Origin of the sequence: Ureibacillus suwonensis (genome assembly GCF_042655065.1) — a bacterium.
Lineage (GTDB): Bacteria > Bacillota > Bacilli > Bacillales_A > Planococcaceae > Ureibacillus > Ureibacillus suwonensis.
The window spans coordinates 24,424-48,800 of the sequence record NZ_JBHSNQ010000080.1 but is presented as its reverse complement, the minus strand read 5'-3'; the positions used below and the strand labels follow the sequence as shown (position 1 = coordinate 48,800).

Here is a 24,377-nt window from a genome sequence, read left to right as displayed (position 1 = left end):
ATTGGGCTCGAGCCGGGCCCGCGGAAAGCGTCCCCGGAACGGAAATCAATTTTCTTCAATTATCAAAAAAACACCATTTTTCTCCCGTGAGAAAATGGTGTTTTTTATCTTTTGTCCCAGCCTCTTTCATAATCCCTGTTTTTATGTGAAATTAAAAAAATCATTTGCGATATCATTGAATAATGATTTATAAAATGGGAAAAAGTATGCGGTAGTTATCCAATTGCATGAAAAATCTATTTGCGAAGTGAACCCAATTCGGAAACGATGGCCTGCATTTCGCTCGGGCTGAAGGTATCACGTTTCATAACCATTTCATATAAATCATATAAGTCTTCATAGTTGGCTTCTGTGAAGTCTTCTGAACGCAAAGCTTCAGAATTGACCATCTTCAACTTTTCTTTGATTTTTTCTACGATATACGCCACATTCTCTTTGGAAGGCGTTGTCAAATTCATTCTACTTAATCCACCTTTCATTAAGCTTTGTATCATCATTTCATGTCATTCTATTGTTGTCAAGTTTTTATCATGTATTCGCCCTTACTTTCAAAAGGTTAAAAGTTCTTATAGAATATGATTAGAAAATCTTTACAAGATTCGACAGGAGGAGAAGGGTCATGAGCGGAAATAAATTGTGCAAAGGTATCGTGATTGGAGCTTTGGTGGGAGCAGCAGTGAGCATGTTTGATGACGAAACGAGAGAACAGACGATCGCAAAGGTGAAAAAAGCCAAAAATACCGTCGTTTACTATGCGAAAAATCGTGATGAACTCCAGCGGCTTGTTCGGGAAAAAATTGATACAATGCAAAAGCTGTATGAAGATACGAAAGACAATGTGAATTTTATTATGGAAAAACTGGATGAAGTCAAAGAAATTCCAGGGGCTGTCCAAGAGATTGTCGAAGATACGAAGGAAGCTTTTTCTTCCAAAGAAGAAAGTCAAAGTTAAAGAGTGACGGATGAAGGGAAGTGAGCTGGCGCTTGAATAAACCGAAAATTTTGCAATCCAAGTGGGTCTTGTGGTTTCAATCCTTCATTAATCCAGTGGAATCGGAAATAAAAATAACCACATTCAAAGGATTTGTCCAAGAACTGATTGTTCGGATGAAGAAAGTGGACGTTTCCGGAAAAGGCGCGCAACTGGCTTACTTCTTTTTATTGTCCTTTTTCCCGCTTCTATTGGTGGTTGTATCTTTATTGCCGTTTTTTAACATTAATCAGGAACATGTCTTCCGTTTCCTCCAAACCATTGTGCCGACGGAAGTGTTTTTGCTGACCCAAGGTACGGTTGTGGAAGTCTTGACCACTTATGACGGCGGCGGGGCTCTATCCCTCGGGATTGTTGGTACGATTTGGGCTGCTTCAAGGGGAATGAATGCCATATTAAAAACAATAAACGAAGCTTATGAAACGGAACCGAAGATGGGCATCATCAATCGGGGCTGGTCATTGGTTTTTACGGTGTCCCTTATTTTAATCTTGCTGCTTGCTTTGGCTGTCCCGATTTTTGGCCAGAAATTCGTTTATCAATTGTTCGAATTTTTGGGGGTTGGGGCATCGTTCTATGTTTTCTGGAATTATGTTCAATGGACTTTGCCACCGCTTCTTATTTTTGGTGTATTGTTTTTTTTGTATTGGGTGATTCCATATACGGAACCTAAAGTGCCTCTATTTACCGTGTTGCCTGGAACGTTTTTTGCTTCGGTTTCCTGGGTTGTGTTGATTTACGGGTTTTCTTTCTATATAAAAAATTTCGGGAATTTCACATCTACATATGGAAGCATCGCAAGTGTCATTATTTTAATGCTATGGTTGTACTTTACCGGCATGATATTAATTTTTGGCGGATTGTTGAACGCAACCATGTATAAAAGATATTTGGCTAAGAAAATGAAAAAGTAGGTTTATAAAGGTAAAATAAAAAAACGGTTTAAGCGCGTTTGATGGCTTAAACCGTTTTCTCTTTATTTGATGGTTTTGAGCATTCTTAAACCGTTCAGGATGACCAGGATGGTGCTGCCTTCGTGGCCTACCACACCAAGAGGCAAATCGACTATTTGCAAAAAGTTTGAAATGATCAGTAAAGCGATGACGGATGTAGAGAAGATGACATTTTGTTTGACGATCCGCTGCATTTTTCTTCCGAGTTTAACGGCATATGCAATTTTTGATAAATTGTTTTTCATCAAAACGATATCCGCCGTTTCCAATGCGACATCCGTGCCGCCGCCCATGGCAATGCCGACCGTTGATTTTGCAAGGGCTGGGGCATCATTGATTCCGTCGCCGACCATTCCGACATATTGGTATTGTGCCAAGGCATTGCCGATAAATTCTGTTTTTGTCACCGGCGAACATTTTGCGATATATTGATTGACACCGGCTTCCCTTGCAATCACTTTCGCCGTTTTTTCATGGTCCCCCGTCAGCATGGCGATATGAATGCCAAGCTCTTTCAATGTTTGGACCGCTTCCTTCGCCTCATTACGTATCGTATCTTTCAAGGCAACCAAAGCGGCGATTCCTTGTTCATCCTTCATAAAGACTACGGTTTTTCCTTCATCTGAAAGGTGGGCCGCCTTGCAATCCGCAAATTGTTTCGCCTCTTCAACGCCAACAAAATCAGCGTTGCCGATGATATATGATTTCCCATTGATGACCGCTTTTAACCCGCATCCAGGAACGTCTTTAATATCAATGCCGGAAAGGATTTCGATTTGCTGTTCTTTGGCATGTTGAACGATGGATTGGGCAAGCGGATGGTTGGATTGAGCTTCGATGGATGCCATGATTTTCAGTGTTTCTTTTTCATCCAAACCATTTCGGACAATCACATCTGTAACGACTGGAGCGCCTTCTGTCAATGTTCCGGTTTTATCAACGGCAAGTAATCGGAGCACGCTCATATTTTCGAGATGGACTCCGCCTTTGAACAAAATGCCGTGCCGTGCCCCGTTTGAAATGGCCGATAATGTGGCAGGCATGATCGATGCAACAAGGGCACAAGGCGAGGCGACGACGAGCAGAACGATGGCTCTGTAAATGGTTGTGTTCCAATCCCAGCCAAGCAAAAAGTGCGGGAGAAACATCATGAGTCCTACAGCGATGAGCACCCCTTTGACATAGCGGCCTTCAAACTTTTCAATGAATTGCTGGGAAGGGGATTTTTCGCTTTGGGCTGATTGTACAAGCTCAATGATTTTTTGGAACAGTGTTTCGGAATTCGGTTTTGTCATGTGAATGGTGATGGTTCCATTTAAATTGATTGTTCCGGCAAAAACCTCGTCCCCGACATTTTTTGAAACAGGAATCGCTTCTCCGGTTATGGCGGATTCGTCAATGGATGAAGAACCTTTCAAAATTTTTCCGTCCACAGGAATCCGTTCCCCCGGTTTGACGAGAAGATGATCCCCCACCTGCAAAGAAGAAACCGGAACTTTCATTGGTTCAAAATCTCCCCGAACAAGCCATGCTTCTTCCGGCTGCAAATTCATTAAAGCGGAAATTTCACGATGGCTCCGGTTCATTGCATAAGTTTCAAGGGCACCGCTCAAGGAAAAAATGAAGATCAGTATGGCACCCTCTGTCCAGTAGCCGATCATCATTGAACCGATGGCTGCCAAAATCATCAATATCTCCACATTCAAAGTTTTGTTTTCTATTGTGTCAATGATTCCTTCCTTCGCTTTTGCGTAACCGCCAATAACAAAAGCGGTTATATATGAAAATACTGACGCTGTTGATAAACCTTCTTTTTCTAATTTCCATGCTACTAATATGATGATTCCGCTTATAATAGCTGCGATTAGTTCCTGATGTTGTTTCAAATTCTCAATTAGTGAGAACTTTTCTCGATTATTGTTATCCATACAATCCTCCTTGTGATAATGACTATCAGTTTCAAAACTTTATTTTTAAAGGGAATGAGAATCGATATCATTTATTTAAAATTAATTTTAATTTACAATTATTCTAATCTAATTCGGTTTTTTTGTAAAGAAGTAAACACCAAAAAGTATAGAAAATTTAAAATATATTAATCTTACTTGACTTATAGGAATAAAGATGTATTATAAAGTTTGTTCAGAAAAAAGGAGGTTATATGATGGGAATAATCATAAATATGGCGATTTTAATAGGCTTGTTGGCCTTTTTATATTTTCTAAAGAAAAAACATGTGAAATTTTCGAACAGGGTGTTCATAGCGCTCGCCATTGGGATCGTATTTGGCGTTGTTTTGCAATGGATTTATGGATATGGTTCCGAAACGATCGCAAAAACGATGCCATGGTTTAATATCATCGGAAATGGTTATGTAAAATTATTGCAAATGGTTGCCATGCCTTTAGTATTTATTTCCATTTTGGCGGCATTTACGAAAGTGACAATCGGAAAAAATTTAGGGAAAATTGCAAGCATTATTTTGGCGGTACTGATTGGTACAACGGCCATTGCCGCATCCTTTGGCATTTTGTCAACGGCCATTTTTGACTTGGATGCATCACAAATCGTGCAAGGGGAATCTGAAGCGGCACGCGGGGAGGAAATTGTGCAAAAAGCTGAAACGGTTAAAACTTTGCCGGAGCATATTTTGGAAATGTTCCCTGCTAATCCATTCCTTGATATGACAGGTGCCCGTTCCACTTCAACAATTGCGGTTGTCATTTTTGCGGCCTTTTTAGGGTTTGCCTATTTACAACTTCGACGAAAAGATGAGGAAACAGCAAACACAGTGAAAAAAGGCGTCGATGCCATCTATGGCCTCACAATGGGAGTTGTGCGCATCGTGTTGCAACTGACTCCATACGGGGTATTGGCGATTATGGCACGTACGGTTGCTACAAGCGACTTCGGGGCGATTGCTGATTTGGGCAAATTTGTCATTGCTTCTTATGCGGCGTTGATATCCATGTTTATTGTCCATTTAATTATTGTTTCATTGACAGGTCTAAATCCGGTTTTATATGTAAAAAAAGTGGCGGAAACTTTATTATTTGCCTTTTCTTCCCGCTCAAGTGCAGCGACATTGCCGTTAAATCTTCAAACCCAAACAAAACGTTTGGGTGTTCCTGAAGGGATTGCCAACTTTGCAGGTTCTTTTGGTTTATCCATTGGCCAAAATGGTTGTGCCGGTGTATATCCGTCTATGTTGGCAGTGATGATCGCGCCGACTGTGGGAATTGATCCGTTCACACCTGGGTTTATTGCAATGCTGATTTTGATCGTTGCGATCAGTTCATTTGGTGTTGCCGGTGTTGGCGGTGGTGCAACGTTTGCGGCAATCATTGTCTTATCTGCGATGGATTTGCCGATCGCTCTTGCGGGTATTTTGATTTCCGTGGAACCGTTGATTGATATGGGGCGCACTGCGCTGAACGTAAGTGGTTCCATGGTGTCCGGTATTGTATCAAGCCGTATCACAAAAGAACTGGATACAGAAATTTATAATGACACGTCAGAAAAGACATCTTTGGTTTAACCATTAAATAGTACTCAAATTCGCTAAAGGAAAATGGGCATTCATCACAAGTGAATGTCCATTTTTTAATAAAAAAGCTGTTCAAAGAATCAAATGTCCATCTGATTCTTTGAACAGCAAAACTTAGTTCATTCCGATTGGATTAGAATACTCTTTCCGCATATTGAGCCAATTTTTCAAGGGAAGATTTTTCAACATCTGCGTGTAAAGAGTTTCCATGGGAATCCATTGTGACAACCGCTGTAAAGTCTTCCACAGTCAAGTGCCACATTGCTTCAGGAATACCGAATTCAAGGAAGTCCACACCGTCTACGCTCTTAATGCAATCCGCATAATATTGGGCAGCTCCACCAATCGCGTTCAAGTAAACGCCGCCGTGTTCTTGCAACGCTTTCAACGTTTTTGCACCCATACCGCCTTTACCGATAACTGCGCGGATGCCGAATTTTTTCATGATGTCGCCTTGGTAAGGCTCCTCACGGATGGAAGTTGTAGGACCAGCCGCTTTTACTGTCCAGTTTCCATTTTCGTCTTTTGCCATTACCGGACCGCAGTGGTAAATAATTTGTCCATTTAAATCAACAGGTGCATCGTGTGTCATTAAGTGATGGTGGATTGCATCGCGGCCTGTGTACATGCGTCCGCTGATTTTTACAACGTCACCCACTTTTAATTCACGAATTTGTTCTTCTGTGATAGGCGCTCTTAATTCAATTACGCGGCTTTCGGATTTTGTTTCAGTTTTTTCTTCTTCATCGCGGAATGTGATTTTTTCGCCATCTTGGTAGTGCCAATTTGTGATTTCGCCTGTATTGGCATCAATGTCAACCGCCATGCGACGGAATGCCCAACAGTTATACGCGATGGATACAAAGAATGAAGCCGGGATACGGTGCATAACGCCAATTTTACAACCCAATAATGTTGTTTCACCGCCGAATCCCATTGTTCCGACACCGAGTGTGTTTGCTTTTTCTACAATATATTCTTCCAATTTGGCAAGTTCAGGAATTGGGTTTGTATCTTCCAAATGACGGAATAATTGTTCTTTGGCAAGATCGTAACTGCTGGAGCGGTCTCCACCGATACCAACACCGATAAATCCTGCTGAACAGCCTTGTCCTTGTGCTTTCCATACTGCGTGAAGGATACATTTGCGGATTCCGTCAAGGTCACGACCGGCACGGCCAAGTCCTTCCAATTCGCAAGGCAAGCTGTATTGGGCGTTTTTGTTTTCACAGCCGCCGCCTTTTAAGATGAGTTTCACTTCAATGTAATCTTTTTCCCATTGTTCGAATTTGATCACAGGAACGCCTTCACCAAGATTGTCGCCGCTGTTTTTGCCGGTTAATGAATCAACAGAGTTTGGACGGAGTTTCGCATCTTCTGTCGCTTTTTTAACCGCATTGCGGATGGCTTCTTTGATTTCTAATTGGTTTGCGCCAATAGGAGTTTTTACTTTAAATGTTGGAAGTCCTGTGTCTTGGCAAATTGGTGATACATTGTCTTCCGCCATTACGATATTTCTTGTGATGGTTGCCAAACTCATGGCAGCCCGAGTGCCTGCATTTTCAGCTTCTTTTGCTCTTTTGATGGCACGGCGAACATCTTTTGGCAAGTTTGTAGATGTTTCGCAAATCAAATCATAAAGGCTTTTCTCCAACGTTTGCAAATATGTAGTTGCGACTGACATATTATTTTCCCCCCAAAAAAAATTCAATTCTAGAATATTATACATTTTTAAAATTATTATTAAAAGTCTGTTATATAAAAGTAAATGGCAGATTACAATTATAATAGAAATTTTTTTGAACTGATAAATTATTTCAATTACGCTAACAAAAAATATAGTTGACAACTATGAATAATATGTTTTAATTTTCGATAAATGATAAAAAAAGAATGATTAGTAAATTTTCCATTGCTTTTGCAAGGGCAGGGACTTCCGAGAATGGGATGACTTCACCGCCAAAGGCACGTATGACTTTCGTCCGTTCAATGCTGACATTGTCCTGGATGTAGACGCGGAATTTATAACCTTTGGCAGCTGCAATGGCAGCAACGCCGATGCCGGTATTTCCGCTCGTTGTTTCCACAATGGTATCGCCCTTTTTTAACAAACCCTTTGCTTCTGCATCTTCAATCATGGATTTGGCAATGCGATCTTTTACACTGTTGACAGGGTTAAAATATTCTAGTTTTACGATGAGTTCCGCTTCCAATTGGTTTTGTTTTTCATAATTGACAAGTTGCAATAATGGGGTCCGACCGACCAACTCGGTAATGGACTTTTTAATTTTATTTGTAACTGCCTGACTCATCTAATCTCCTCCAATCCAAATCATTTTATAACCTACTATTACAATTGGGATTATTGGAATGTTAACATGCGAAATTGAGCATTGACAATATGTTGCCGGTAAAATCATCAATAGAAATATTTAATTAACGAAAAAAAATAATTTATTAAATAAATGGGGGATATGCAGGGGAAGAGAGGGGAAAGGGGACATGTAATCTTGAAAAAAAAGAGGTAATTAAATCCGCACATACAAAAAAATCAGTGAAGGAAAACCCTTCACTGATTATGTAAACAACCTTTATTCTTCTTCATACCGATGTTTAAACTGCTCCAATTTCTCTTCAATATCGTCAATCATTTGGATGAGGCGATCAATGTCTTCAAGATCGGCAGTTTCTTCATCAATCGCTTCCAAAACTTCAAGGAAAATCTCCAGGCGTTCTTTCAAATATTGCACCTGCTTATTTTTGTCATAAATCGCTTTCACATTTCCACCTCTTTCATCTAGGTCATCATAACGGAAAATCGCCAAATATGCAATCATGTAAAAAAGTATTTTTCTGTAAAAGTATAGGCATTTCATACCGATTTTATTTTTGATTATTCAGAATATTTACAATAATGAATCTTTGTGATATATTAATCTTAACTAAATCGCAAAGGAGTTGGTCGAAAAGTAAACGCTCACTCTATTGCAAAGGAGGGAGTCTAAACAATCTTTCGGCCCGGCTTGTAGCCGAAACTGTTTATGCAACGATAATGGTGGTTAGTAAGCGGTAAACCCCGGTGAGGTGCATCTTTTTGGATGCACAGGTCACCGGGGTTTTAAAGTTTCATAGATTTTTCTATAAAAAAGCGCCAATCGGAAACCGGTCCGAATTGGCGCTTTGACTGTTTAAGATAAGCGATTGCGATAATCTTCGTATTTAAATTGTCTTACGACTTTAATTCCTTCTTCATCGTTGTATAAACAGATGCTTGGCAAGTTGACACCGTTGAACATATGGTTTTTCACCATTGTGTAATGGGCCATGTCTGTAAATACAATTTTGTCCCCAGGTTTTAGCGGTTCATCGAAAGAATAGTCGCCGATCACATCTCCAGCAAGGCATGTCATTCCACCGAGACGGTATGTGTAAGGTTTATCATTAGGGGTACTTGCCCCGATAATTTGCGGACGATAAGGCATCTCAAGTACATCCGGCATATGACATGTGGCGGAAGTGTCGAGAATGGCGATCTCCATCCCGTTTTTGACAATATCCAGCACGGTTGCCACAAGGTAGCCTGTATTGAGAGCAATGGCTTCACCTGGTTCGAGAATGACTTGGACATCATATTTATTTTTAATATAGTTGATGAGATCGACCAGTTTGTCGATGTCATAATCCGGGCGGGTAATATGATGTCCGCCGCCGAAGTTGACCCATTTCATTTGATGCAAGTACTTGCCATACTTTTCTTCAAAATGAGGAAGGATCCGTTCAAGCACGTCGGAATTTTGTTCACACATCGCATGGAAGTGAAGACCCTCAACGCCGTCCAATTCATCCGGACGGAATTGATCGAAAGGAATTCCTAAACGGGAATTCAATGCACAAGGGTCATAAAGTGCCGTTTCCACTTCGGAATAACCAGGGTTCACTCTCAAACCGATGGAAACGTGCTTGTCCAGTTGTTGAATCTTTTGTTTATATTTATTTAATTGATTGAAAGAGTTGAATACGATATGGTCGATATATTTCAAATATTCATCGATTTCATGTTCAGCGTAGGCTGGTGAGTAGGCATGCACTTCTTTTCCAAATTCCTCGTATCCTAAGCGGGCTTCAAAAAGGGAACTTGCCGTAACCCCCTTCAAATATTTGCTCACTAAAGGAAATGTGGAAAACATGGAAAAACCTTTTAGCGCAAGCAATATATCGCAGCCTGTACGCTGTTGGACGGAATCCAATATCTCCAGATTCCGTTTTAGTAAGCGTTCATCGACAATATAACTTGGGGATGGTGCACTTTTCCAGTCAATCGCTTTCATTATTTTACCTCACGTTTTTCCAAATCTAATTCAAGCAATTCTGGATTGAAGCTTTCTTTCCATGGAAGTCCCCATTTATTTAATTCTTCCATGAATGGATCTGGATCGAATTCTTCTACGTTCCAAACACCCGGTTTTTTCCAAAGCCCTTTGATGACAAGGCTTGCACCAATCATGGCCGGTACGCCAGTTGTATAAGAAATCGCTTGGCTGCCCACTTCGCGATAGCATTCTTGATGGTCACATACATTATATAAATAGTATGTTTTTTCTTTACCGTCTTTTACGCCACGGAAAATACAACCGATATTTGTTTTCCCTTTTGTACGAGGTCCAAGGGATGCCGGATCAGGAAGAACCGCTTTCAAGAATTGAAGAGGCTGGATCATTTTGCCTTCAAATTCAATCGGTTCAATTGATGTCATTCCGACATTTTCGAGTACCCGTAAGTGTGTTAAGTATTTTTCAGAGAATGTCATCCAGAAGCGGATTTGTTTAAGCCCTTTCACGTTTTTCGCCAAAGATTCCAATTCTTCATGGTAAAGAAGGTAAATATCTTTTGGACCTACTTCTGGGAAGTCGTAAACTTGTTTGTATTCCAAAGGTTTTGTTTCAACCCATTTTCCTTCTTTCCAATAGCGGCCATTTGACGTGATTTCTCGGATGTTGATTTCCGGGTTGAAGTTTGTTGCGAATGGCAGGCCATGGTCGCCGCCATTGCAGTCCAAAATGTCGATGTAATGAATTTCATCGAAATGATGTTTTAATGCGTAAGCTGTGAATACTCCAGTTACACCTGGGTCGAATCCGCAGCCTAATACTGCAGTAAGACCTGCTTTTTCAAATTTTTCTTTATAAGCCCATTGCCATTTATATTCAAATTTAGCTGTTTCAGGCGGTTCATAGTTGGCAGTATCCAAGTAATGAACACCTGTAGCTAAACAAGCTTCCATAATACTCAAATCTTGATATGGTAATGCTACGTTGATCACCACATCCGGTTTAAAACCATTGATTAATTCGACGAGTTCGTCCACATTGTCCGCATCTACTTGAGCAGTGTGGATAATTGTTTTGCCACCGTCGAGTTTCTCTTTCAATGCATCACATTTCGACTTTGTTCGACTGGCAATCATAATTTCCTCGAACACGTCTGAATTTTGTACACATTTGTGTACCACAACACTAGCTACACCGCCAGCACCAATAATCAATGCTTTACCCAATTCATTATGACCCCCTTAGGAAAAATAATAGTATTAAGCAATGCAATAGATTATACATAATTATTTCTTAAGTAGCAATTGTTTTTAAAATGAAAATAAAAAAATTTGCAATAATGTAACATTGCCGGATTCGATGTTTACTTTTACCAATCGGTATTCTCTTATAAGTATCTATTTTTCTTGTATATTCAACAATTTTCTCTTATTAGGACGTAATGGATATTCTTGCATTCTTTTTATTTGCAATAAAATTCCCATCAATAACGGATTTTTGTTCTACACAAAATAGAACAGATTTGTTATAATAAGTGTAGAACAGATTGGGGTGAGGAAATGATAATCCGAATTGAGCCGGAATCAGAAATTCCTATCTATATTCAACTGACAAACCAGATTATCGAAGGAATAGCAAAGGGTGAATTAAAACCGGGAGAATCCCTGCCTTCCGTCCGCACCTTTGCAGCGGACTTAGGTGTGAATATGCACACGGTCAATAAAAGTTATCATGAATTGGAAAAAAAGGGGATCATCGAAATTGTTCCCAAGTCAGGTGCCGTCATCAAAAGTCATCCCCGTGTGGATCAAAACACTTATGACAGGCTTTATGAGAGCTTGAAGCCTCAAATCGCGGAAGGCCTTGTATTGGGATTGACCGGCGAAGAATTGGTGGAACTGGTTGGGAAAATTATTGGCGAGATGAAAAAAAGTCCTTAAAAGGAGGAATATAATGGCTTTATTTATAGCGGTTTTCGTACTTTTATTTTTAGCGGTCATTCAAGCGGCAGTGCCTTATTTTGTAAAAAGAACGGTTGTTTTTGGCGTGTCGATACCGGAGCAATCAGTTCGGGATGATCGGGTACGTTCCTATAAAAAACAATATTTAGCATGGGCCAGTACGGTATCTTTTTTGATGATTTTGATTTTCTGTATATGGGTGGCAGTGAAAAAGCCCTCTGATGAATTGATCATACTCATTAGCACAGCCATCGAGTTTGGCATCATTTTTGTAAGCCTTGCATTGTACTATTATTTCCGTGAGAAGATGAAGCAATATAAAAGCGGATTGCAATGGACAAACGAATTGAAGCAGGTGGCGGTTGCCGATTTATCTGTCCGGTCCGAAGATTATTTGCCTCCTTGGTATATTTATCTGTTTCCGATGATCATTACGGTGGGATTGATAGGGTATACGGTTTATCAGTATGACTTGCTGCCGGATCAAATCCCTACCCACTGGGGTCCAAGCGGGGAACCGGATGCCTTTACTGAAAAGACGCCTTTTACCGCAGTTCAAATGCTTCTAATTTTGCTGTTGCTCCAATTGATGTTTTTGGGAATCCAATTGGGAGTGAAATATTCGGGAATCAAGCTGAGCGCTGCAAATCTGGGGGCATCGAAAAATCGCCAACTGACATTGCGAAAGTCGACGAGCTGGTTTACTTTTTATACAGTTTTATTAATCACCATGATGTTTTCGTTCCTCCAATTGACGACCATTCATCCGGAACTGTTTAACGATTCATTGTTGAAAATCCTTCTTCCCTTTGGCACATTCATTTTGATATTGGCAGGAACAGTCTATCTTTTTGTGAAAGTCGGACGTTCCGATAAATCATCATCTGAATTGGAAGAAGAAAAGGAAATAATGGATGTGAATGATGACCGGTATTGGAAAGCGGGATTGTTTTATTTTAATAAAAATGACCCGTCGATTTTCGTAGAGAAACGGTTTGGCGTGGGGTGGACGATCAATTTTGCAAATCCGATCGGTTATATCATCCTCTTTGCTCCAATCATCCTCATTTTCCTGTTAACGTTTCTTCTCAACTAATAAGAAATCACCTTGTGTTGTAAATGACATGACAGCCATCCCATACACTGGGGGATGGCTGTTTTTTTGCCGACAAAACGGTATCAAATGATAATCACTAAAACATCAATTTTACATAAACTACTTTGGAACGAACGAATGTCTGAGGGTGAAAACGATTGATTCAAAAACTTAGAAGTATAGAGTTTCAATATCGGTTATCCCGTATTTCGCATGCCGAGAAGCAAAGGATATTAAAACGTAACGGGAAAAACGGGGAACTTCATATCGTTTATGTGATGACCCATGTCGGCGTTTCGGGCGGGGTGAAAGTCATCTTTGAACACGCGAACAGACTTCGGCAACTTGGAGCGAAAGTCACCATTGTTACCCATTATATAAAGCCGGAATGGTTTCCAATCGAAGCGGATTATATTCAAGTCCCCTTTGGATTGGAGTTGGCAAAAGGGATACCTGACTGTGATTTGATTGTAGCCACCTACTGGGATCACATCCAACCGTGCGTTGAAACCGGTATAGCGCCGGTTGTGTATTTTGAGCAAGGGGATTTTCATTTGTTTGATTATCAAAGCATGAACCAAACATTAAAGCAATTCATCGGGAAACAATTTGAATTGCCGCCGTTTATTTATACCGTTTCCCGGTCAGCGGCTGAGCTGATAAATAGTATTTATGGAAGAGAAGCAAAGGTTTTTCCGAACGCAATAGACGAATCCATCTTCACCGTTGAAGGGCCGAAAGAAATGGGAGAGCGCCCGTATATTTTGATGATGGGCGGCGAAAGCGCGTCTTTCAAAGGCATCACTTATATTGTTGATGCCTATGAAAAACTCAAAGACGATTTTGGTCTTGATTTATATTGGATCACCCCGGAAGCTCCATCGGAAAAAATGAAAAAACGCGTTACGAAGTATTTTGTGAGTCCTTCCCAACAAACGATTGCTTCCTTATATCGGGGGGCAAGTGCATACGTCAGCGGCTCCACCTATGAAAGCTTTTCCCTGCCTCCCCTTGAAGCGATGGCCTGCGGTTGTCCGGTTGTGACTACGGATAACAAAGGGGTGCTGGAATATGCCGAGCATCAAGTCAACGCCTTGATTTGCCGCATGAAAGATTCGGAGGATATGGTGGATAAAATAAAAGAATTGCTTTCCAGTCCCGGTTTGAAGGAAAAGTTGATTGAAAACGGATTGGAAACGGCAAACCGATATAACTGGACGGCCATTATGGAAAAGATTTTGGACTTTTATCAAGAAGCCGCATCCTATCAAGTGCAGCCGAAGAATCATTTGAGCGACTGGGAAATTCAAATTTGCCAAGAGGATTGTTTGAATCATGAAGATTTCATTAGGTTCGAAAAGTTTCTGCTTTCCACGAATGCGGATCTGGTGAAAGTGCCGGTGATTTATCAAGCGGATAAAATTCCTGTCATCGCCCGTTGGGAAACGGCGGCTGTCCGCAGAGATTGCTGGGATGGAATGGTGGAAACCTGCTTCTGCCCCGTATATCCGTCCAATCAATTCCAACTGTATAACATGAAAGGCTATCAATCTTTTCTGTTGAAACAATTTGAGCAAGCTTTGGAGGAATTTACGGAATTGCAGAATAAAGGGGATGAAAAGGAACAGGCCGTTTTTGGAAGATGGGTCATCCTGACATTAATGAGATTGCAAAGAAAAGAAGAGGCCAAGAGGAGATTGAAAGAATTGATGGATCAACATCCGTACAATGCCGATTTATATAAGTTGAATCAATTGCTGGAAGGGCAGCAAAAAGATGCCTATCCAATCAACATATTGGGCGATGCCGCCAATTATCCTGAATTTTTCTATAAGGTCGATTCTGAGGGGATAAAAGGGGTGAACAGATGATCAGTGTCATTATGTCAGTTTACAATGCCGGGGATTATCTTAAAGATTCAATCAATAGCCTATTACAGCAGACGGAAAAGGATTTTGAATTGATCATTATCAATGATGGATCAACCGACAATAGTGAAGAGGTCATCCTGTCATTCCATGATGAAAGGATCCGCTATATCAAGCATGAGGAAAACAAAGGGGTTGCCCATACCCGAAACGAAGGACTAAAACTTGCCAAAGGGGATTTTATTACATTCCACGATGCGGATGATTTGTCCCTTCCTCATCGTTTTGAGAGGTTATTGGCTGAATTTTGTTGTGAACACATCGGTTATGTCCATTCCGATATGCTGCTCATCAACGAGAATGATTCCCCTTTCAGCTATTGGCAGACAGGGAATATTTCACCGGATGATATTTACCCATTTTTCCTTAATGTAGGCACTCCTTTTAATAATGCCAGTATCCTGTTCAGAAAGGAAGCCGTGGAAAATCTTTATTATGATGAGAGCATCAAAGTCGGTTCCGATACGGATTTCGTATTAAAAGTGGCAAAAGGGGGATGGCGTTCTTCCCATGTCCCCGAACCGTTATATCTTTATAGAAGACATCAAATGAATTTGACGAAGAATAGAAGTTATGACGATTTGGCAAAGCATATCCAGCTGAATATCAAAGAGGAAAATTTGAAAACTCTTAAGGAAGTGGGAGAAGATGTAGAAAACCGGTTGCTTGCGGCCAAATTGATTGCAGGCCTCGCTTTATCTAGAAGATGGATGACAAGAGAGGGGTATGCCCTTTTTTATGAGGCGATACCATTGGTGAAAACGGAAAGGGATCGCCGCTTTTTTGAAGGCATGAAGGGGCTCGTTGAAAAAAATTACGCCCATGCCGTCCATCATTTCCAACAAATAGAGAACCGGAACCATCTCGAGGAAAATTATCTGGGGGAAGCGCTGCTTCATATGAGGAAATACAAAGAAGCTTATGATCAATTTTTGAGGGCGTTGCAGCTGTCGCCAAATTACCATACCCCAGTGAAGAATTTGAAAGTGATCGGGATTTTGAGGGGGTATAATTTGATTGATAAACATGCGGATCCTTTCAGATAGAAATTTGTGAAAGGGAGCATAGCCAAAAGGCTGATTGAAAGCCGGTGCCACCGGACTTTCAATCAGCCTTTTTTGTGTGCCATTATTGCACGCCGATGCCCCGATATTTCATTCCAAGCCCCTCGATTGTTTTTTTGTCGAGGACATTTCTTCCATCTAAAACGAATTGGCAGTTAGGGAAGTTTTTAAAGTCGAAATTTTTGTATTGGTCATGAAAGGCTTGAAGAATGATGGCATCCATTTTTTCACGGTCTTTCATGGAAAACGGTTCAACTTGGAAAGCCGCGATTTCTTCGTCAGAGTACAGAGGATCATCGACGTACACTACAGCGCCTTTTTGTTTTAATTCTTCCACCAGGAGCAAAGTGGAGGAATTTGTTGTTTCTTTCACATTTTCCCGGAAAGAAAGGCCTAAAATGAGAATGTTTTTATTGTTTAAAGTGGTGAAATGCTTTTCGATCTCATTCACTGCATATTTGGCCATTTTGTCATTGATTTCCCTTGAAAGCTGAACCAACCCGCGGCTTAATCCATTGTTGATAAAAAAGTAAGGATATACCGGGATGCAATGGCCTCCCACTCCGACACCAGGTGAGTGGAGATGTGAAAAAGGTTGGCTGTTTGCAGCGTGAATGACTTCTTTCATATTCACTCCCAATGAGTCGGCATAAATGGCCAATTCATTGACCAATGCGATATTGACATCACGGTAAACCGATTCGGCCACTTTCGTAAATTCCGCCGTTTCCAAATTGCTGACAGGGATGATATCGCAGTTCAATGCTTTTTTATAGAAGGATATGACCATTTGGAGACTTTTCCCGCTATCACCACTGACGATTTTCGGATAGTTGGAGAGGTCTTGTATGATCCGGTTGGAGTAAACCCTTTCCGGACTGTAGCCTAAATAAAAATCTGTTCCCAATGTCAGTCCTGAAAGTTCTTCGATCCTTTTTCCAAAACGGTTTCTCGTATCTCCGGCAGGCAGTGTCGTTTCGAAGATGACAAGTGTCCCTTTCCGGATCCCCTTTCCAATATCCTCTACCGCTGAGTCGATAAATTCATAGTTGATTTTTCCTTTATCATCCACCAACACCGGCACAATGACCACAACCACATCCGATTGGCTGACCGCTTTCGCCGTATCCACCGTGGCCCGGAAAGTACCCTTTTTCCAAGCCTGGTATAGCAGCTGATCCAGCCCCGGTTCATTTGAAATATGTGAAATTCCTTTATTCACTGTTTCCACGACTTTTTCGTTTTTATCGGCACCAATGACATTGAAATGGCCCGAGTTGGCGAAAACGGAGGCGAGAGGCAACCCGATTTTTCCTAAGCCGACAACAGTGACAGTTTCCATATATCCATCTCCTTTTCGTTACCTGAACAACAATGCGGTTTTCCTATAGGAAACCTCCACATAAATATATGTCGAAAACATTATGATCGTGTAAACGCAAATAATATTTTCAGAATTTGATTAGAACGTTTATACATTTGGAATCTATGAAACATATATTGGAAGTTGTGCAGGTTAGGAGGAGATATAAATGTCAAAAAAACTGAAGATATTGATCTTGATTCGTCCGTTTACCAAGAAATTTCCAAAACATAAAAATAAATTTGAAATAATCAGAGCAATCGAAAAATATGCAGAGGTCCAATATTGGTACAAGGACGGAAACATTCACGACATTCTGAAAGAAATCCCATTCAAACCTGATTTTATTTTCCATTATGATATCGGCTGGGGCTATGTATTGGCGCCGAGGATTTCGGGACTTGGCGAAGTCGATATTCCAAAGGGTTGCTATTTGTATGATGCCCATTATTCCCCTGGCGAGAGGAGAAAATATTTCGACCAAACCAAAATGGACCTCATCTTTTCCGCATCGAAGTCCACTTTTTTGAAAACCTATGGAAGATTTAAAGATAAATTCAGATTTTTCCCTTTTTCCATCGATCCGACCGTTTTCAAAGATTGGCAGTTGGAAAAGGATATTGATTTTTTATTGATGGGCCAATTGTATGACAGGACAAAAAAAACGGGCTATCAAACAATGACGCCAAAAGGGAGATACCCATTCAGGGAAGCGGTATTGGAGAAAATGAGGGGAATGGAAGGATTCGTCTTTCATCCGCATCCGGGCCATAACGCTCCTGAAAGTGCCTTGTTGAATGAGAAATATGCACAAGAACTGAATCGTTCAAAAATGTTCTTTACTTGCGGTTCCGTCTTGAAATATCCCGTTTTCAAATATTTTGAAGCCCCTGCTTGTAAAACCCTCCTTCTGGCAGAACCTGTTCCGGATATTTTGGAGCTGGGATTCAAAGACGGGGAAAATTTTGTTGCTTGCAGCCAGTCTGATTTCTATGAAAAGGCGATGTACTATTTGAAAAATGAAGAGGAGAGAAAGCGGATCACCGAAAACGGCTACCAATTCATCCATACGAGACATACGAATGATGTCAGGGCAAAAGAATTTGTCGATGAGGTGCAAAAGTTCATTCAAAAACTATAAAGGCACAATCAGATAGAAAACGAGTGCATAGTTTAATAATTAGCAAGTCTTATAAGGGATAAGGAGGGATTAAGTTGAATATTCCCTTGATCGACTTGAAAAAAGAGTATGGGTTATATGGAAAAAATATTGAAAAAGCTGTCATCGAAGTGCTGCAAAGCGGTTCATATATTCTGGGAAACAAAGTGGAGCAATTTGAAAAGGAGATTGCCAATTACTTGGGTGTCAAGTATGCGGCAGGCGTTGCCAACGGAACGGATGCATTGCTTCTCGCCCTTGCGGCATTGGGCATTGGAGAAGGCGATGAAGTGATCACTACGCCATTCACTTTTTTTGCCACGGCGGAAGTCATTGCGAAGGTTGGAGCTAAACCTGTATTTGTCGATATCGAGCCGGACACCTACAACATCGATGTCAATAAAATCGAAAAAGCGATCACGGATAAAACGAAAGCGATTATCGTTGTCCATCTGTTCGGCATGGCGGCGGAAATGGATAAAATAATGGAGATTGCTTCGGCGCATCAATTAAAAGTGATTGAGGATGCGTGCCAAGCGATTGGAACAGAATATAAAGGAAAACGGGTAGGCGGCATCGGCGATATCGGATGTTTCTCCTTCTTCCCGACAAAAAATTTGGGCGCATTTGGAGATGGCGGATTGGTTGTCACAAACGATCCGGATCTTTATAAGAAAATTTGCCAATTGCGAAATCATGGCAGTGAAGAGAGATATATCCATGATTTTATCGGGATGAATAGCCGGCTCGACGAAATCCAGGCCGCCATTTTGATCGAAAAACTTAAATTGTTGGATATGTTTCTATTTAAGAGAATCATCGTGGCCAACACATATACCCAGGAGCTTCCGAATATGAAGAAAAAACCGCCGCAATATACGGATCGAACCCATACGTATCATCAATATTGCATTGAAGTGGATGATAGGGAACAGCTTATCGGTTTTCTTAAGGAAAAAGGGATTGCAACAGGAATCTACTATCCGGTCCCATTGCATCTTCAAAAAGCTTTCGATTATCTCCAATACCGGCAGGGTGATTTTCCTGTTGCGGAAAATGCGGCAAAACATATTTTGGCACTGCCAATCAATCCTACGTTAACAGTCTCGGAACAGGAATATATCATTAAAACTATGAAAGATTTCGCAGGTGTTTCACCATGAGCGGAATCCGTGTCGGTGTCGCAGGTACCGGGAAAATGGGCTTTTTGCATTGTTCCAAATTGATCCAAATGAAAAATGTAAATTTTATCGGAGTTTATGATAAAGATTTCCAAAGAGCAGCTCAAATCAGTAAATCGTTCCATGTCAAAGCCTTTGATTCGTATTCCGAATTGCTGAAAAATATTGATGCGGTCATTATAGCGGCACCCACGACATTCCATTTTTCGTTGGCGGCGGAAGCGGTTATGAAAAACAAACATGTTTTTGTTGAAAAGCCGATGACAATGACGTGGGAAGAAGCCGATAAAATAAAAAAGTTGTTGAAAAATAAAAGACTGAAATTCCAAGTGGGCCACATTGAACGGTTCAATCCGGCCATCCAAAGAATCCACGAATATATTCAACCGGATCAAATTATCAATATTGACGCAAAAAGACTTGCTTACTCTGATCGTATAAAAGATACGGATGTTGTATTGGATGTCATGATTCATGATATCGACATTATTTTGAGTCTTATCAAAAGTCCGATCAAACGCGTATCAGCGGAAGGAATCCGATTGCGTGATTCCGATAAATTCGACACGGTTTCCGCATTGCTGCTGTTTGAAAACGGAATTGTGGCCAATTTGATGGCCAGCAATATTTCCCATGAAAAGGTGAGGGAATTTATTGTTTATGAAAAGGAAAAAGTGATTAAAACCAATTATTTGATGAGGCAGCAGCAATTGATCATGAAAGAATTGAATGATCATCATTTGACTTTTCTGGTCGGAACAGAAAATGTCATTGCCAATATTACTCTTCCATATTCCGATCCTCTGTTGGAAGAACTTCGCCATTTTGTTGACTGCATTGATTCGGATTCGGAGCCGCTTGTCGGCGTGGATGAAGGAAGGGCGGCCGTAGAAGTTGCATTGAAAATAAAACAATGTTTAATAGATTCAAAGTAAAAAAGAAATGTATAACTCTTTGCGGGTTGGTAAAAGAGTTATACATTTTTTGCAGTCAGCTCACTTATTTGGTTATTTTTTTCGCAGGGACGCCAACAACCGTCACGTTGGCCGGAACATCCTTTGTCACTACGGATCCAGCGCCGACAATGGCATTTTCGCCAATTGTGATATTTGGGAGAAGGGTGGCGTTATTGCCGATTTTCGCCCCCTTTTTTATATGGGCTCCCTTCAGTTGATACGGCTGTTTCCCCATGTATTTGTCATTGGACATGGACACGCACGGACCGATAAATACATCGTCTTCCAAAATGGTATCTCCGGTGATATAAGCCAGGGTTTGAACGGTGCATCTTTTTCCGATAGACGTATTCAACTCGACGATCGCCCCTCTGCCGATGACCGTTTGGCTGCCGATCGTCGAGTTTTCGCGGATGCTGGCGTGATCCGCAACAAAAACATGATCGGCAATTTCGGAACCGGCATAAATTGTCACGTTGTTGCCGATTTTTGTATTTTCTCCGATGATTAAATTCGGCTGTTTGACATCGGAAGCCCTCATTTTTTGGTTTCCGCTTTTTTTGACTCCCAAAACACAATTGGAGCCGATGATGACATTATCACCGATCACCGTGCCTTTCAGGATTACTGTATGGTGGCCGATCGTTACGTTTTCCCCGATTTTGACCCCTTCCTCTATTACCACATGTTGCCCAAGTTTCACACTTTCAGGGAGTTGGGATTGCCCCACTTTGTCATCCTTTCGTTTCTGTATTCATAAAACAGTACCGGTATTCCAAATGGCCGGCTTGATTATGCGGTTCCGCTATTGATTGGCGTTTTTGCTGTTCTTGTAGTTTTTAAAAAATTCCTCATTAAATAAAACTTTTGGATCGTTGGGGATATATTGTTTTGTCAATTCATGATGTTTGATGGACTCTTCGACATTTCCCAATTGCCAGTAAGAGACGCAAAGAGCAAGGTGCGGATACCAGGTCGAATAAGCGGCTTGATGGAAACCGCCTGTTTTTTTATCTTTCATTTTTATTGCCAATTCATACCAAAATACGGCGGTTTTGAAATTATTCTTTGATTTGAAGATATCACCGATACGGCAACAAGCTTCTGATCTCGGTTCATCATAGGCAAAGGTTTTTAGCAGTGATGTAAGTTCGTTATCCTGCTCCCCGAGCTGGGCATAGCAGTCGGCCATATAGATGCAAGCCCGGATATTATCTTCTATCCAGCCCTTTTTGCCATCCAAAAATTCCCGGTAATAGGTAATCGCCTTTTTATATTGTTTATGGTCTTTGAGCTCGTTGGCATAATAAAATAAGTCCCTTGGCGAAAATTCTTCCCCTTTTTTGATCCGGTTTTCATAAATTCTCAGATTTCTGCCGATAGACTGAGAATCCGCTTTCTTCTTCTTTTTTTTGTTATGAAGAATGGAAACGTCCGCTTCCAATATATTTCCGTAAACCTCGAGATATTCATGGACAGGTCCGATCCATTTGAATCCTTTGCTGCGTTTCACAAGCCGGTTTCTCCGATAATGGAAGGTCGGGTTTCCGTGATTGTCGGTTTGAACGATATAGTTCATGGAAACAGCATCGATATCGTCAGTGAGCGTTTTTTTCAATGCTTTGAATTTTTCCTGTTCTTCCGTGGGAATCACGTCATCCGCATCCAACCAGAGAATATAATCTTTTGTCGCCAGGCTGAAGGAATAGTTCCTTGCTGCCGCGAAATCGTCAATCCAGGTGAAGTCATAGATTTTATCCGTAAATTTTCGCGCCACTTCCTTTGTATTGTCAGTCGATCCGGTGTCGACAATGATGATTTCATCACATATCCCTGCCACGCTTGATAAACAATTCGCCAGAACCTCTTCTTCATTTTTCACAATCATGCAAAGACTGATCGTCGGCATCCTTACACTCCTTAAGCATTAATACATTTTATATATATATGTGGCGATTAGAGATTTCGAAACCGCCAGTTGATTAATAAAAGAAAAAGGTGATTACCGATGAAACGATAATCACCTTGTGTGAGCGCGCGGCGCAGGACGATGATTCTGGCATAGTAAATGGCACTGGCTGCCCCCGATCTCAAGTCAGGCATTTGTGTTTTAATGTTAATTTCGCGACCACTTCAACCCTGGCTGTTTGAGGGAACATGTCAACGGGCTGGATATACTCCACTTTGTACATTTTTATCAGTTCTTTTAAATCCCTGGCGAAAGTGGAAGGATTGCAGGAGGTATAGACAAACCGCTTTGGCTTAATGTTTAATACGGTATTGATAAAACTTGGCGCAAGGCCGGTGCGCGGCGGATCGACCGTGACAACATCCGGAACAAATCCTTCATTCGCCCACTTCTTGAGCCATTCTTCCGCTGTGCCGGTGAAGAATTTCGCGTGAGAAAATCCGTGTTTCCGGGCATTCTTTCTCGCATCTTCAACGGATTCCGGAACGACATCCATTCCCCGCACTTCTTTTGCGTCTTTCGCCAGCCACAGCCCAATCGTTCCAACGCCGCAGTAAGCATCGACCACGGTTTCGTTGCCGGAGAGTTGTGCCGCTTTTTTGATTTCATCATATAATACGACTGTTTGCTCAGGATTTAATTGAAAAAACGCACGGGAAGACAAATCAAAAGAAAGCCCGCCCAATTGTTCATGAATCGTTTCCTTGCCGTCAAGCACAATCGTCTCATCCCCAAAAATGAGGGAAGTTTTGGCCGGATTGATATTTTGGGTGATGGAAACGATACTGGAATCTAATTCTTTAATGCCTTGAACTAATTCCTTTTTACGAGGAATATCTTTTTTTGTTGTGACGAGGCAGACTTGCGTTTCTCCGGTTTGAATGCCTGTCCGGACAACGATGGTGCGAATGATTCCTTTTGATTTTCCATCATAGATCGGGATGCCGAGTTGTTCCAAAAGATTCCGGATGCCGACCGTGATCTTTGTTGTGGCAGGATGCTGCACAAGGCAGTCATCAAGATTTAAAAGTTTGTTTGTTCCTTCAATAAATAGCCCAGCCTTCACTTCATGTCCGATTTTACGGACTTGAAAAGCGCTCTTGTTTCGATAATGCCAAGGATTCTCCATCCCTATTGCAGGTCTTATCTCCACTTTTTCTGCAATATGCGGAACGAATTTTTCCAGCGATTGAATCACAATGTCGCGCTTTTCTTTCAGTTGTCCTTCATAAGACAAATGCTGCAATTGGCATCCGCCGCATTGCTCGTAGACCGCGCAAGGCGGATTGACACGGTGTTTTGAAGATTCTCTTATTCGTACAATTTCCGCCTCGGCATAATTGGGATGGATTTTCGATACTTTTGCTGTGATGACTTCACCGGGAAGGGCGCCTTTCACAAAAATGACATTCCGCTTAAAAAAACCGACCCCTTCTCCATTAATGCCAAGCCTTTTTATTGTTAAAGGGAATTTTTGACCGATTTCGATTTTTACTTTATCAGACATACTTTCACGTCCTTTATTTCATCTTCAAATATTATAGCAACCGAATAAGGGAAGGTAAAATTTCATAAGAATAAGTTAGCCATATGTATGGATTTTCTTCAGAATAAATGTTATTGTTATATAAAATATAAACTGAATATTCTTTCATATCCTTCGGGGTCGGGTGAAATTCCCAGCCGGCGGTGATGAAGCATTGCTTCTAAGCCCGCGAGCTCTTTTCGAGCAGGATTTGGTGCGAATCCAAAGCCGACAGTGAAAGTCTGGATGGGAGAAGGATGGTTTGTGAGAAAGTCCATTAGTCCGCTGATTAATGGCTTACTTTCGTATTCACTTTTTTGCAATCCGTTCTCCCGCAATTTGGCGGGAGTTTTTTA

21 protein-coding genes and 1 riboswitch are annotated in these 24,377 nt (G+C 41.2%); of the genes, 10 read left to right on the top strand and 11 right to left on the bottom strand.

Features of this window, described 5'->3' with window-relative positions:
- Nucleotides 1–236: 236 nt before the first annotated feature.
- A complete protein-coding gene (locus ACFPOH_RS09790) occupies nucleotides 237–458 on the bottom strand; it encodes a DUF1128 domain-containing protein (protein ID WP_342471247.1) in 222 nt (73 codons plus the stop codon).
- A gap of 161 nt (nucleotides 459–619) precedes the next feature.
- On the opposite strand from ACFPOH_RS09790, the gene ACFPOH_RS09785 reads away from it, so the two are divergent.
- Entirely contained in the window at nucleotides 620–952 is a 333-nt protein-coding gene (locus tag ACFPOH_RS09785) for a YtxH domain-containing protein (RefSeq protein WP_342580406.1), read from the top strand.
- A 20-nt stretch (nucleotides 953–972) separates the two neighbouring features.
- Entirely contained in the window at nucleotides 973–1,905 is a 933-nt protein-coding gene (locus tag ACFPOH_RS09780) for a YihY/virulence factor BrkB family protein (protein WP_342468523.1), read from the top strand.
- A 62-nt stretch (nucleotides 1,906–1,967) separates the two neighbouring features.
- On the opposite strand, the gene ACFPOH_RS09775 is transcribed toward ACFPOH_RS09780, so the two are convergent.
- Complete coding sequence (locus ACFPOH_RS09775) at nucleotides 1,968–3,872, bottom strand: heavy metal translocating P-type ATPase (protein ID WP_342580405.1); 1,905 nt, start codon at nucleotides 3,870–3,872, stop codon at nucleotides 1,968–1,970.
- A gap of 236 nt (nucleotides 3,873–4,108) precedes the next feature.
- Between ACFPOH_RS09775 and ACFPOH_RS09770 the strand changes: the two genes are divergently transcribed.
- Entirely contained in the window at nucleotides 4,109–5,482 is a 1,374-nt protein-coding gene (locus ACFPOH_RS09770) for an L-cystine transporter (RefSeq protein ID WP_390309520.1), read from the top strand.
- A 142-nt stretch (nucleotides 5,483–5,624) separates the two neighbouring features.
- Here ACFPOH_RS09770 and ACFPOH_RS09765 read toward each other — a convergent pair whose 3' ends face one another.
- From ACFPOH_RS09765 to ACFPOH_RS09745, 5 genes are all read right to left on the bottom strand, one after another.
- A complete protein-coding gene (locus ACFPOH_RS09765; RefSeq protein WP_342468526.1) occupies nucleotides 5,625–7,175 on the bottom strand; it encodes a fumarate hydratase in 1,551 nt (516 codons plus the stop codon).
- A 181-nt stretch (nucleotides 7,176–7,356) separates the two neighbouring features.
- A complete protein-coding gene (locus tag ACFPOH_RS09760) occupies nucleotides 7,357–7,803 on the bottom strand; it encodes a pyridoxal-phosphate dependent enzyme (protein ID WP_342468527.1) in 447 nt (148 codons plus the stop codon).
- 279 nt (nucleotides 7,804–8,082) lie between these two features.
- Nucleotides 8,083–8,271 (bottom strand): SE1561 family protein, encoded by a 189-nt coding sequence (locus ACFPOH_RS09755; RefSeq protein ID WP_141601829.1) that lies wholly within the window; start codon nucleotides 8,269–8,271, stop codon nucleotides 8,083–8,085.
- Between the two features lie 408 nt (nucleotides 8,272–8,679).
- On the bottom strand, nucleotides 8,680–9,819 hold the full coding sequence (gene nspC / locus ACFPOH_RS09750) for a carboxynorspermidine decarboxylase (RefSeq protein WP_342580404.1): 1,140 nt from the start codon (nucleotides 9,817–9,819) through the stop codon (nucleotides 8,680–8,682).
- Nucleotides 9,819–11,045, bottom strand: a complete 1,227-nt coding sequence (locus tag ACFPOH_RS09745) for a saccharopine dehydrogenase family protein (RefSeq protein ID WP_342468529.1) — start codon at nucleotides 11,043–11,045, stop codon at nucleotides 9,819–9,821. Before ACFPOH_RS09745 ends, nspC begins: the two co-directional genes overlap by 1 nt.
- A gap of 333 nt (nucleotides 11,046–11,378) precedes the next feature.
- On the opposite strand from ACFPOH_RS09745, the gene ACFPOH_RS09740 reads away from it, so the two are divergent.
- The 4 genes from ACFPOH_RS09740 to ACFPOH_RS09725 all read left to right on the top strand — a co-directional run bounded on the left by ACFPOH_RS09740 (nucleotide 11,379) and on the right by ACFPOH_RS09725 (nucleotide 15,850).
- Entirely contained in the window at nucleotides 11,379–11,759 is a 381-nt protein-coding gene (locus tag ACFPOH_RS09740; RefSeq protein ID WP_342580403.1) for a GntR family transcriptional regulator, read from the top strand.
- Between the two features lie 13 nt (nucleotides 11,760–11,772).
- Complete coding sequence (locus ACFPOH_RS09735; RefSeq protein ID WP_342580402.1) at nucleotides 11,773–12,876, top strand: DUF1648 domain-containing protein; 1,104 nt, start codon at nucleotides 11,773–11,775, stop codon at nucleotides 12,874–12,876.
- Between the two features lie 158 nt (nucleotides 12,877–13,034).
- Nucleotides 13,035–14,747 carry a glycosyltransferase gene (locus ACFPOH_RS09730; protein WP_390309519.1) on the top strand — a complete coding sequence of 571 codons (1,713 nt, stop codon included), beginning with the start codon at nucleotides 13,035–13,037 and terminating at the stop codon, nucleotides 14,745–14,747.
- Nucleotides 14,744–15,850 (top strand): glycosyltransferase, encoded by a 1,107-nt coding sequence (locus ACFPOH_RS09725; protein ID WP_390309518.1) that lies wholly within the window; start codon nucleotides 14,744–14,746, stop codon nucleotides 15,848–15,850. Before ACFPOH_RS09730 ends, ACFPOH_RS09725 begins: the two co-directional genes overlap by 4 nt.
- Nucleotides 15,851–15,932: 82 nt before the next feature.
- On the opposite strand, the gene ACFPOH_RS09720 is transcribed toward ACFPOH_RS09725, so the two are convergent.
- A complete protein-coding gene (locus tag ACFPOH_RS09720) occupies nucleotides 15,933–17,210 on the bottom strand; it encodes a nucleotide sugar dehydrogenase (protein WP_390309517.1) in 1,278 nt (425 codons plus the stop codon).
- A gap of 190 nt (nucleotides 17,211–17,400) precedes the next feature.
- Here ACFPOH_RS09720 and ACFPOH_RS09715 point away from each other — a divergent pair, with 190 nt between their 5' ends.
- From ACFPOH_RS09715 to ACFPOH_RS09705, 3 genes are all read left to right on the top strand, one after another.
- Entirely contained in the window at nucleotides 17,401–18,372 is a 972-nt protein-coding gene (locus ACFPOH_RS09715) for a glycosyltransferase family protein (protein WP_390309515.1), read from the top strand.
- 74 nt (nucleotides 18,373–18,446) lie between these two features.
- Complete coding sequence (locus ACFPOH_RS09710) at nucleotides 18,447–19,553, top strand: DegT/DnrJ/EryC1/StrS family aminotransferase (protein ID WP_342468536.1); 1,107 nt, start codon at nucleotides 18,447–18,449, stop codon at nucleotides 19,551–19,553.
- Complete coding sequence (locus ACFPOH_RS09705) at nucleotides 19,550–20,506, top strand: Gfo/Idh/MocA family oxidoreductase (RefSeq protein ID WP_390309514.1); 957 nt, start codon at nucleotides 19,550–19,552, stop codon at nucleotides 20,504–20,506. The genes ACFPOH_RS09710 and ACFPOH_RS09705 overlap by 4 nt, the downstream gene beginning before the upstream one ends.
- Nucleotides 20,507–20,570: 64 nt before the next feature.
- Here the strand turns inward: ACFPOH_RS09705 and ACFPOH_RS09700 are convergent, their stop codons facing one another.
- From ACFPOH_RS09700 to rlmD, 3 genes are all read right to left on the bottom strand, one after another.
- Nucleotides 20,571–21,257, bottom strand: coding sequence for a DapH/DapD/GlmU-related protein (locus tag ACFPOH_RS09700; protein ID WP_342468538.1), 687 nt, complete (start codon nucleotides 21,255–21,257; stop codon nucleotides 20,571–20,573).
- A gap of 75 nt (nucleotides 21,258–21,332) precedes the next feature.
- Entirely contained in the window at nucleotides 21,333–22,436 is a 1,104-nt protein-coding gene (locus tag ACFPOH_RS09695) for a tetratricopeptide repeat-containing glycosyltransferase family 2 protein (protein ID WP_342468539.1), read from the bottom strand.
- A gap of 181 nt (nucleotides 22,437–22,617) precedes the next feature.
- On the bottom strand, nucleotides 22,618–24,003 hold the full coding sequence (gene rlmD / locus ACFPOH_RS09690; RefSeq protein WP_390309513.1) for a 23S rRNA (uracil(1939)-C(5))-methyltransferase RlmD: 1,386 nt from the start codon (nucleotides 24,001–24,003) through the stop codon (nucleotides 22,618–22,620).
- A 145-nt stretch (nucleotides 24,004–24,148) separates the two neighbouring features.
- A riboswitch (FMN riboswitch) is annotated at nucleotides 24,149–24,283 on the top strand.
- The last annotated feature ends 94 nt before the right edge of the window (nucleotides 24,284–24,377 follow it).